Here is a 9,037-nt window from a genome sequence, read left to right as displayed (position 1 = left end):
GACCAGCCGGCGGGCCGCCGAATTCTGCCTGCAGCAGCTCAGGAGCGCCCGCAATGCCGACATCGTCGTCGCCATCAACAATGTCAAACCCAAACGCCACGCCAAATATAACTTCCGTGACTCCGAATTGTACGCAAGGTCGTTGATGACCTATCAGAATTTCGAGACATCGCCGATCGCGGCATGGTTCACCCTGCGTTGGCTGCACCCGTATCTGGGGATGCAAAAATGAGGGCCAGACGTTTCGATCACCCGCATCACAGGCAAGGCGGGAACTGTCGTTCAAACCGCGAAATACCTCCTGTCGATGGCATTCGGCGAGGCATTGCACCTGCATGTGGCGGCATAACGCCCGTCTCCTGCAGCATCGACTTCCCAGAAACAGCGTTAGTATTCGAGTTGGAGAGCGATCATGGATACCGGAATGAGACATGACAGGAAAGTTGCACTGATTACCGGCGTAACAGGTCAGGACGGTGCGTATCTGGCCGAGTTGCTCCTGGATAAGGGCTATATTGTTCACGGCATCAAGCGGCGTTCGTCGTCCTTCAATACCAATCGCATCGAGCATCTCTACGAGGATCCTCATGTCGAGAATCCTCGCTTCATCCTGCACTACGGGGATATGACCGACGCAACAAACCTCATCCGGATCGTCCAGGAAACACAGCCCGACGAGATCTACAATCTTGCCGCACAAAGCCACGTCCAGGTGTCTTTCGAGACGCCGGAATATACCGCCAACGCGGATGGGACGGGCACCCTACGGCTGCTTGAAGCCATTCGCCTTCTGGGCCTGACCAAGAAGACCCGTTTCTATCAGGCATCCACCTCCGAACTCTACGGCAAAGTTCAGGCGGTCCCGCAGAACGAAACGACGCCTTTCTACCCTCGATCCCCCTACGCGGCTGCCAAGCTCTATGCCTATTGGATCGTCGTGAATTATCGCGAGGCCTATGGCATGCATGCCTCAAACGGCATCCTGTTCAACCATGAAAGCCCGATCCGCGGCGAAACCTTCGTGACGCGCAAGATCACCCGGGCGGCGGCGGCCATCCATCTCGGCCTGCAGGACCGGCTCTATCTCGGCAATCTGGATGCCAAGCGCGATTGGGGACATGCACGAGAGTATGTGCGCGGCATGTGGCTGATGCTGCAACAGGACGAACCGGAGGATTATGTTCTTGCGACCGGCGAAACGCATTCGGTTCGCTCTTTTGTCGAGAAGGCCTTTGCCAGGGTAGGCATGCCGATTGATTGGCGTGGGGAGGGTGCCGAGGAAAAGGGATACGACAAGATATCCGGCCGCTGCGTGGTGGAGGTCGATCCGGCCTATTTTCGGCCCACTGAAGTCGACCTTCTGCTCGGTGATCCGACAAAGGCGCATACAAAGCTCGGCTGGAAAAACGAGATCAGTCTTGACCAGCTGGTTGCGGAGATGGTTCGCGAGGACCTGAAAGTCATGGCCCGCAATGTTCCGTTGGTCGGTGCGAACAAGGGCTTGGTCCATGCCTGAGGTGATCTACAGCCTTGCCGGAAAAAAAGTCTATGTCGCGGGGCACCGCGGCATGGTGGGCTCTGCGATCGTGCGGCGTCTCGCGTCCGAGGGCTGCGAGATCTTGACGGCCCTGCACGCCGAAGTCGATCTGAGACGCCAAGATCAGGTGGAGGCATGGATGGCAAAAAACCGTCCCGATGCCGTCTTCCTGGCGGCTGCGAAGGTCGGCGGTATTCTCGCCAATGATACCTATCCGGCCGACTTCCTCTACGATAACCTGATCCTCGAGGCGAACGTCATCCACGCCGCTTATAAAGTTCGCGTCGAAAAGCTGATGTTTTTAGGTTCGTCCTGTATCTACCCGAAGTTCGCCGATCAGCCGATCGTCGAAGAGGCGCTTCTCACCGGATCGCTCGAACCCACAAATGAATGGTATGCGATCGCCAAAATTGCCGGACTGAAGCTTTGCGCTGCCTACCGAAAACAGCATGGCAAGGATTTTATCTCGGCTATGCCCACCAATCTCTATGGGCCAGGCGACAATTTTGACCTCGATTCAAGCCATGTCATGCCAGCGCTGATACGCAAAGCGCATGAGGCCAAGCTCAACGGAGAGAAGGAAATACGCATCTGGGGCACCGGAACGCCGCTGCGCGAGTTCCTGCATGTCGATGATTGCGCCGACGCCTGCGTCCATCTCATGAAGACCTATTCCGCCGAAAGTCACGTGAATGTCGGCTCAGGCGAAGACATCAGCGTCCTGGAATTGGCAGGGCTTGTCGCAGAGGTCGTCGGATTCGAAGGCGAGATCACGCGAGACCTCACCAAACCGGACGGCACGCCACGCAAGCTCATGAGCGCCGACAAGCTCCGCGCGCTCGGCTGGTCACCCAAGATAGGCCTGAAGGAGGGTATCGCCGACGCCTACCGTTCCTTCCTGAAGGGGAATTATCTCGAACGCCACAACGAGGCTGCAGAGTGAGCGGCAGTCTGGCCATTGTCGCGGCAATCACGCTGACGCGCCTGATAGTCAGCGCATCAAGGTCAGGGGCCGCAGCGCTTCCGTTGCCCTGTCGCGATCAACCGGACGGCCGAACAGATATCCCTGCACATAGGGGCATCCGAGGCGCCGCAGACGTTCTGCCTGATCTTCCGTTTCCACACCTTCGGCCACGATGCTGGTACCGAGGCCGATCGACATGTCGAGAAGGGCTTTGACGATGACGGCGCCGGGTCCGTCTGACATCCGGTCGATGAAGGTCTTGTCAATCTTGATGATGTCGACGGGGAAATTCAGCAGATGCGTGAGCGAGGCATACCCCGTGCCGAAATCATCGAGCGCCACAAGCAGCCCTTCCCTTCGAAGCTCCTCGATCGCTTTTGCGACCTTCCCGTCTTTTTCGTCCATATAGACCGTTTCGGTGACCTCGAGCACGACATGCTTGAGGGGCGTGCGGTGGCGGGCGAAAACGCTTTTTATACGCTCGCAGAGATTTCCCTGATTGAAATCCGCCATCGATACGTTGACGCTGACATACTGAAACGAGAGCCCGAGATCGAGCCAGTATCGGATGTCGCGGGCGACCTGCTCCAGCATCCGGTCTGTCAGGAGATGGCCCACCGACGGATCCTGGAGCGCCTCGGCAAACGCCCCGGGTGAAAGGATCTGGCCACCGTCCATACGAATGCGGCACAAAGCCTCGAGGCCGACGATTTCCTGCGTTGGAAGGCTGACGATCGGTTGGTAATGCGCCTCTATCCGATCTTCGGCCAAGGCGCCCGTCACGGTCTGCAGCGCCCGAAACCGGTTTGCGATCGCCCCGGCAAGATCGTCGCTGTAAAGCACGAAACCGCCTCTGGCTGTCTGCTTGGCATGGTGGAGTGCGAGATTTGCATGTTGCAGAAAGGTCGGAACGTCGGGTGGCCCGGACGGTTCGAAGGTCGCGCCCCCGCAGGTAACCGAGACCGGCAGGAGATGTTCGTTGCGCTGCGGTGTCCGGTTCTCCATAGCGCGCAGAATTTCTGCCGAAACCGCTGACAATTCCGTTGCGGAACGATTTTCGATCAATACGGCGAACTCATCGGCGTCCACCCTGAAGATAGCCGCCGGCGCCGCGATCCGCGCAACCGTTTGACCGACCTCCAGGATCAGTCTGTCGCCGGTCGCATGCCCGAAGGCGTCGTTGACCCGGCCGAGATGATCGATATCGACGAGCAGAACCGAAAGAGGGGCAGTGGCACCGTCGACGGCCGCCTCCAGCGTTTTCAAAAAGTTGGCGCGGTTGCCGAAGCCGGTGAGATTGTCGAAAAAGGCGAGCCTTTGATTATCGGCTTTCACCTCCTCGCGCTCGAGCACCAGTGAGCAAAGGTCGAGGCACTCGGCGACGATCATGCGTTCTTCGGGCGTAGGGCCGCGATTGTCCTTGTAGTAAAACCCGAACGCCCCGAGCACGCGTCCATCGCTGCGCAGGATGGGGCTCGACCAACACGCCTTCACACCATGTTCTTTCGCAAGGATGTCGGCAAGCAGCCGATAGGGCATCCAAAGCGGGTTTGCAAAGATATCGGTGACGGCGATCGGCCTGCGGAAATGGGCAGCCGTGCCGCACGAGCCAACATCAGGCCCGATCGGTATTCCGTCGAGCGCATCCGAATAGGTTTTGGCGATCGTTGGCCCCGCCAGGGGATGCAGGAGCCCCTCGCGGTCGACGGTCACGATTGAGCAAATGACGCCGGCTGCAAGTCGTTCAGCATGCTCGCAAATACGATTGCAGGCGTCTTCGAGGGAAGACCCTCGTGCCAGCATATCCAAGATTTCCTGCTGAAGCTGTCCTCGCATGCCCGGCCTCGTCATGTTGCCTTTCGCTCGAATGGCCTCGAAACCCGTTCGACCGGTTACGATCGAAAACTAGCAGGTACTATCTTACGGGTTCGGAAATTTATCGACTACAATTCGAAGCCCGAGATTTACAGTACGTTCTCGCCTTATCGGCGGTCGCGGCCGCAAGTTACTACGACGGCGAAGTGATTGGCGGGGATAGGTTAGACGCGCTTAGCCCTGAAGAATGTGTTGCCGCACCAGTTCCTTCAGACGCTCGGGATCGGCGGCTTCGATTGCATCGACCATCAGGTGGTGCTCTCGGCCCGACTGTTCCACACGGGCGCGCGTGCGCCACTGTGAAACCGGCGCCGATGAGGTCCGCTGGCGAATTTCCGTGATGAGGTCGACCAGTTCCTGATTGCCGCCGAGGATCAGCAATTGGCGATGAAAGGCGAGATTTGCTTCATAGAGTTCCAGCATCGTGCCATTCAGCACCATGAAGTCGAACTGCTCTGCCAGTCCGCGCAGATTGGTGATGTCTGCCGGCGACGCGTTCTGAATGATCGTTCCGACGATGGCCGTTTCCAGGATGATGCGGATCTCGCTGACTTCCCGCGCGCGCCGACCGTCCGGCTCATAGACATGGTAGCCGCGGTTCGGCACATGTTCGACAAGCCTCTTCTGGGCGAGGCGATCAAGAGCCCGGCGCACTTCAGGCCGCGTGCAACTGTAACGTCGCTCGAGATCGATCTGCTTCAGCCATGTTCCGGGCAGAAGCACACCAGCCAGGATGTCCTGAAGCACGAGATCCGTCACGTCGCGCCCATTGGACACTCCCTGCCCCGAATCCATCATGACATCCGCCATTCGAACTTCCCCTGACTTTCTGCATCGATACCACGGGCTGAGGCATTTTCGTAAGGCAGCCCCAACAGTTTGCCGTGATGAAAATTTATTCGTGCACACGGATTGCGCATAAATTTTTTGTAACCTAAATTGGCGCCAATTTTGGATACTATGCAAAATGAAGCTGTTTTGGAAGTCATGAAAAACTCGGACGCCGTGTGGGACATCGTCGAAGCCAAGCGCGAAGCCTTCTTTACGCTCAGCGACCGGATCTGGGATATGCCGGAGACGAATTACGAGGAGTATCGCTCCGCTGAAGAGCACGCGCGCCAGCTGGAGGCGGAAGGATTTCGTGTCGAGCGTGGCGTCGCGGGACTGCCGACGGCTGTCATGGGCGAAGCCGGCGAAGGTGGCCCTGTTATCGCGATCCTCGGAGAATTCGATGCGCTGCCGGGGCTTAGCCAGGAGGCCGGCATCGCCGAAAAGCGTGAGGTGGCGGCAAATGGCAACGGCCATGGATGCGGCCACAACTTGCTCGGCGCCGGTTCGATGCTGGCGGCAGCGGCGGTGAAGGATTTTCTCGCTGCAAACGGCCTCAAGGGCCGCGTGCGCTATTACGGCTGCCCGGCAGAAGAAGGCGGGTCCTCCAAGGGCTTCATGGTTCGCGCGGGTGTCTTCGATGACGTCGACATTGCCATCTGCTGGCACCCGGCTGCCTTTGCCGGCGTCAATAACCCGGTCTCGCTTGCCTGCAACGAACTCAATTTCCACTTCACCGGTCGCTCCTCGCATGCCTCGTCAACGCCGCATCTCGGCCGCAGCGCACTCGATGCCGTTGAACTGATGAATGTCGGCGTCAATTATATGCGCGAGCATATGCCCTCGACGGCGCGTATCCATTATGCCGTGACCGATACCGGCGGGTCGGCACCGAATGTGGTGCAGGCCCGAGCGACGGTGCGTTACCTCATCCGCGCCCGGAACCTGCCCGAACTCCTGTCGCTCGTCGCCCGTGTCAAGAAAGTGGCGGAGGGTGCCGCCCTCATGACCGAGACGTCGGTCCGTAGCGAAGTGATCAGTGGTGACGCCAATCTCGTCGGCAATGTTCCGCTCGAAGAACTGATGTTTGCCAACCTCGAACGTCTCGGCCCGCCCGTCTTCGATGAAGACGACCGCGCCACTGCCCGGACATTCCAGGCGACCATGAGCGCCGAGGACATCGCCTCTTCCTACGCACGCTTCGGTCTTAAGCCGAAGAAAGACCAGCCGCTTTGCGAGGAAATCTTCCCGCTCTATGCCGGCGACAGCGCGATCGTCGGCTCGACTGATGTCGGCAGCGTCAGCTGGGTCGTGCCAACGGTGCAGATGCGCGGCGCGACCTATGCGATCGGCACGCCCGGTCACTCCTGGCAGTTGGTCGCTCAAGGCAAGCTTCCGGCAGCACATAAAGGCACGGAACACGCGGCAAAGGTCATGGCCAGCACCGCCATCGACCTGATCCGCAATCCGGCACTCATCGAGGCGGCCAAGGCGGACCTCAAGGGCCGCCTCGATGGGACGCCATTCGTCAATCCGATCCCCGATGACGTTCAGCCGCCGCTGCCGGAGAAGCACGCGTCATGAACCAGCCCGGCATCCTCGAGCTCATAAGCTTCGGCCCCGATGGTTGGGGCAAGGCGCTGCTGGCCGGCGCGTGGATGACGATTCTGGTTGCGATTTCCGGTTATGCGATCGGCGCTGTCATCGGCACTTTCGGCGCCTGGGCGAAGATATCGGGCGGGCGCGGCCTCAGGATCGCCGCCGACACCTATACGACGGTCCTTCGGGGCATACCGGATCTCTTGGTCATCTACCTCTTCTATTTCGGCGGCAGCGCCGCCGTCACTGCTCTCGGCCGGATGTTCGGCGCTGAAGGCTTCCTCGGCTTTCCGGGTTTCCTCGCCGGATCTCTTGCTGTCGGCGTCACCTCAGGTGCGCAATTTACCGAAGTCTTCCGTGGGGCGTTCAAGGCGGTCCATTCCGGTGAGATTGAAGCGGCAATTGCCTGCGGCATGGGCCGTATATTGCGGTTCCGCCGTATCGTCGCGCCGCTGACGCTTCGCCACGCGCTTCCGGGCCTCGGCAATGTCTGGCAGGTCGTTCTGAAAGAGTCCGCGCTCGTCTCCATCACCGGCGTCGCCGAACTGCTTCGCCAGACACAGGTGGCGGCAGGTTCGACCGGTCTGCCCTTCGATTTCTATGTCGTTGCGGGAGCGATCTATCTCATTATTTCAACCGGTTCCGGCCTTTTCCTAAGGCGAGCTGAAAAGCACTTCTCTCGCGGCGTGAGGAGAGGCTGATGGATTGGCAATTTCTCGGCGAAACCTTCGTCAGTCTCGTTTCCGCCATCCCGCTGACGCTTCAACTTGCCGCGACCTCGATCGCGCTCGGCGCCATCCTGGCGCTCGCGATCGCACTGTGCCGGCTCTCCGGCATCATGGTGCTCGAATGGTTTGCGCGCGCCTATGTCTTCGTCTTCCGCGGAACGCCTCTGCTCGTGCAGATCTTCCTGATCTATTACGGGCTCGGCCAGTTTCCCGAGGTCAGGCACAGCATCTTCTGGCCGTTCCTGCGTGAACCCTATTGGTGCGCCGTGCTTGCGCTGACCATGAATACGGCCGCTTACGCCAGCGAGATCATTCGCGGCGGACTTCAGTCTGTGCCTTTCGGCCAGATCGAGGCGGCGCGCGCCTGCGGCATGCCCCGGCTTATGCAGTTCCGTCGCATCGTTCTTCCGCTTGCAATCCGACAGGCGCTACCGGCTTACAGTAGCGAGATGATCGCCATGGTGAAGGCAACGTCGCTCGCCTCAATCATCACCCTGATGGAGGTGACAGGCGTCGCCGCCAAGATCATTTCCGAGACTTACCGGGCAATCGAAGTCTTCATCGTTGCAGGCGCCATTTACCTGGCGATCAACTTCCTGCTGACGCGCCTCGTCCACCTTGTCGAATATTGGCTGAGTCCGCATCTGCGCCAACCTGTTCCCCACCATCCTGTGGCCGCCCCCGCATCCGCACTCGAAGGAGACGCCCGATGACTGCGGCGAATGCCCCTATTTCTCCGATCGCGCTCAGCGTGAAGGATCTGCACAAGAGCTTCGGGCCTATGGAGGTGCTGAAAGGCATCTCGCTTGATGCCCATGAAGGCGATGTCGTCTCGATCCTCGGCTCCTCCGGTTCGGGAAAGTCCACATTCCTGCGCTGCATCAACCTGCTGGAGACGCCCAATTCCGGCGAGGTGACCGTCGCAGGCGAGACGATCCGCATGGTTGCCGACGGTAAAGGCGGCAGTCGGCCGGCGGAGCGCAGGCAGGTCGACCGTATCCGTTCGCAGCTCGGCATGGTCTTTCAGAGCTTCAATCTCTGGTCTCACAAGACGGTGCTCGAGAACGTCATCGAAGCGCCCGTGCATGTCCTCGGCCGCTCGAAGGCGGAATGCATCGAGGAAGCCGAGGCCCTGCTTGCCAAGGTCGGCATTGCCGAGAAGCGCAATTTCTATCCCTCGCATCTTTCCGGCGGCCAGCAGCAGCGTGCCGCGATCGCACGCGCGCTTGCCATGCGGCCGAAGGTGATGCTCTTCGACGAGCCGACTTCGGCGCTCGATCCGGAGCTCGTTGGCGAAGTACTACGCGTCATGCGCGCGCTCGCCGAGGAAGGCCGCACCATGCTGGTCGTCACCCACGAAATGGGCTTTGCCCGCGATGTCTCCAGCCGGGTCGTCTTCCTGTATCAGGGCGTCGTTGAAGAGGACGGCAAGCCGCAGGAGGTCTTTGCCAATTCCCGGTCGGACCGTTTCCGCCAGTTCATCAGCAAATAGTTTTCTCGGCCCAA

General features: G+C 59.7%; 9 protein-coding genes. 7 read left to right on the top strand and 2 right to left on the bottom strand.

Features of this window, described 5'->3' with window-relative positions:
- The 3 genes from AC1DM5_RS29560 to fcl all read left to right on the top strand — a co-directional run.
- A partial coding sequence (locus tag AC1DM5_RS29560) for a hypothetical protein (RefSeq protein WP_477976355.1) occupies positions 1-232 on the top strand: 232 nt, incomplete at its 5' end.
- Positions 233-412: 180 nt separating this feature from the next.
- The gene (gene gmd / locus AC1DM5_RS29555) at positions 413-1,516 is read left to right on the top strand and encodes a GDP-mannose 4,6-dehydratase (protein ID WP_007826842.1); all 1,104 of its coding nucleotides are present in this window, start codon (positions 413-415) and stop codon (positions 1,514-1,516) included.
- Positions 1,509-2,480, top strand: a complete 972-nt coding sequence (gene fcl, locus AC1DM5_RS29550) for a GDP-L-fucose synthase (protein WP_477821232.1) — start codon at positions 1,509-1,511, stop codon at positions 2,478-2,480. Before gmd ends, fcl begins: the two co-directional genes overlap by 8 nt.
- Before the next feature lie 48 nt (positions 2,481-2,528).
- Here fcl and AC1DM5_RS29545 read toward each other — a convergent pair whose 3' ends face one another.
- Together AC1DM5_RS29545 and AC1DM5_RS29540 are read right to left on the bottom strand one after the other, a co-directional pair.
- Positions 2,529-4,337, bottom strand: a complete 1,809-nt coding sequence (locus AC1DM5_RS29545; protein WP_477821231.1) for a bifunctional diguanylate cyclase/phosphodiesterase — start codon at positions 4,335-4,337, stop codon at positions 2,529-2,531.
- A 213-nt stretch (positions 4,338-4,550) separates the two neighbouring features.
- Positions 4,551-5,186: a GntR family transcriptional regulator gene (locus AC1DM5_RS29540; RefSeq protein ID WP_477821230.1), complete on the bottom strand. Its 636-nt coding sequence runs from the start codon at positions 5,184-5,186 to the stop codon at positions 4,551-4,553.
- Positions 5,187-5,363: 177 nt separating this feature from the next.
- On the opposite strand from AC1DM5_RS29540, the gene AC1DM5_RS29535 reads away from it, so the two are divergent.
- The 4 genes from AC1DM5_RS29535 to AC1DM5_RS29520 are packed head-to-tail and all read left to right on the top strand — an operon-like array spanning position 5,364 to position 9,023.
- Entirely contained in the window at positions 5,364-6,788 is a 1,425-nt protein-coding gene (locus tag AC1DM5_RS29535) for a M20 family metallopeptidase (protein WP_477821229.1), read from the top strand.
- Positions 6,785-7,504, top strand: a complete 720-nt coding sequence (locus tag AC1DM5_RS29530) for an ABC transporter permease (protein WP_477821228.1) — start codon at positions 6,785-6,787, stop codon at positions 7,502-7,504. The genes AC1DM5_RS29535 and AC1DM5_RS29530 overlap by 4 nt, the downstream gene beginning before the upstream one ends.
- Complete coding sequence (locus tag AC1DM5_RS29525; protein WP_477821227.1) at positions 7,504-8,244, top strand: ABC transporter permease; 741 nt, start codon at positions 7,504-7,506, stop codon at positions 8,242-8,244. The genes AC1DM5_RS29530 and AC1DM5_RS29525 overlap by 1 nt, the downstream gene beginning before the upstream one ends.
- Positions 8,241-9,023 carry an ABC transporter ATP-binding protein gene (locus AC1DM5_RS29520; RefSeq protein ID WP_477821226.1) on the top strand — a complete coding sequence of 261 codons (783 nt, stop codon included), beginning with the start codon at positions 8,241-8,243 and terminating at the stop codon, positions 9,021-9,023. The genes AC1DM5_RS29525 and AC1DM5_RS29520 overlap by 4 nt, the downstream gene beginning before the upstream one ends.
- Positions 9,024-9,037: the final 14 nt, after the last annotated feature.

It is taken from the genome of Rhizobium sp. 01T437, assembly GCF_056398505.1.
The sequence above is the reverse complement of the archived record's forward strand: the minus strand, read 5'-3'. Positions and strand labels throughout refer to the sequence as shown.

Coding starts and splice junctions, on each gene's coding strand:
- AC1DM5_RS29540 (WP_477821230.1), bottom strand. CDS start 5,186: ATGGCGGATGTCATGATGGATTCGGGGCAGGGAGTGTCCAATGGGCGC.
- AC1DM5_RS29525 (WP_477821227.1), top strand. CDS start 7,504: ATGGATTGGCAATTTCTCGGCGAAACCTTCGTCAGTCTCGTTTCCGCC.
- AC1DM5_RS29545 (WP_477821231.1), bottom strand. CDS start 4,337: ATGCGAGGACAGCTTCAGCAGGAAATCTTGGATATGCTGGCACGAGGG.
- AC1DM5_RS29535 (WP_477821229.1), top strand. CDS start 5,364: ATGAAAAACTCGGACGCCGTGTGGGACATCGTCGAAGCCAAGCGCGAA.
- gmd (WP_007826842.1), top strand. CDS start 413: ATGGATACCGGAATGAGACATGACAGGAAAGTTGCACTGATTACCGGC.
- AC1DM5_RS29530 (WP_477821228.1), top strand. CDS start 6,785: ATGAACCAGCCCGGCATCCTCGAGCTCATAAGCTTCGGCCCCGATGGT.
- fcl (WP_477821232.1), top strand. CDS start 1,509: ATGCCTGAGGTGATCTACAGCCTTGCCGGAAAAAAAGTCTATGTCGCG.
- AC1DM5_RS29520 (WP_477821226.1), top strand. CDS start 8,241: ATGACTGCGGCGAATGCCCCTATTTCTCCGATCGCGCTCAGCGTGAAG.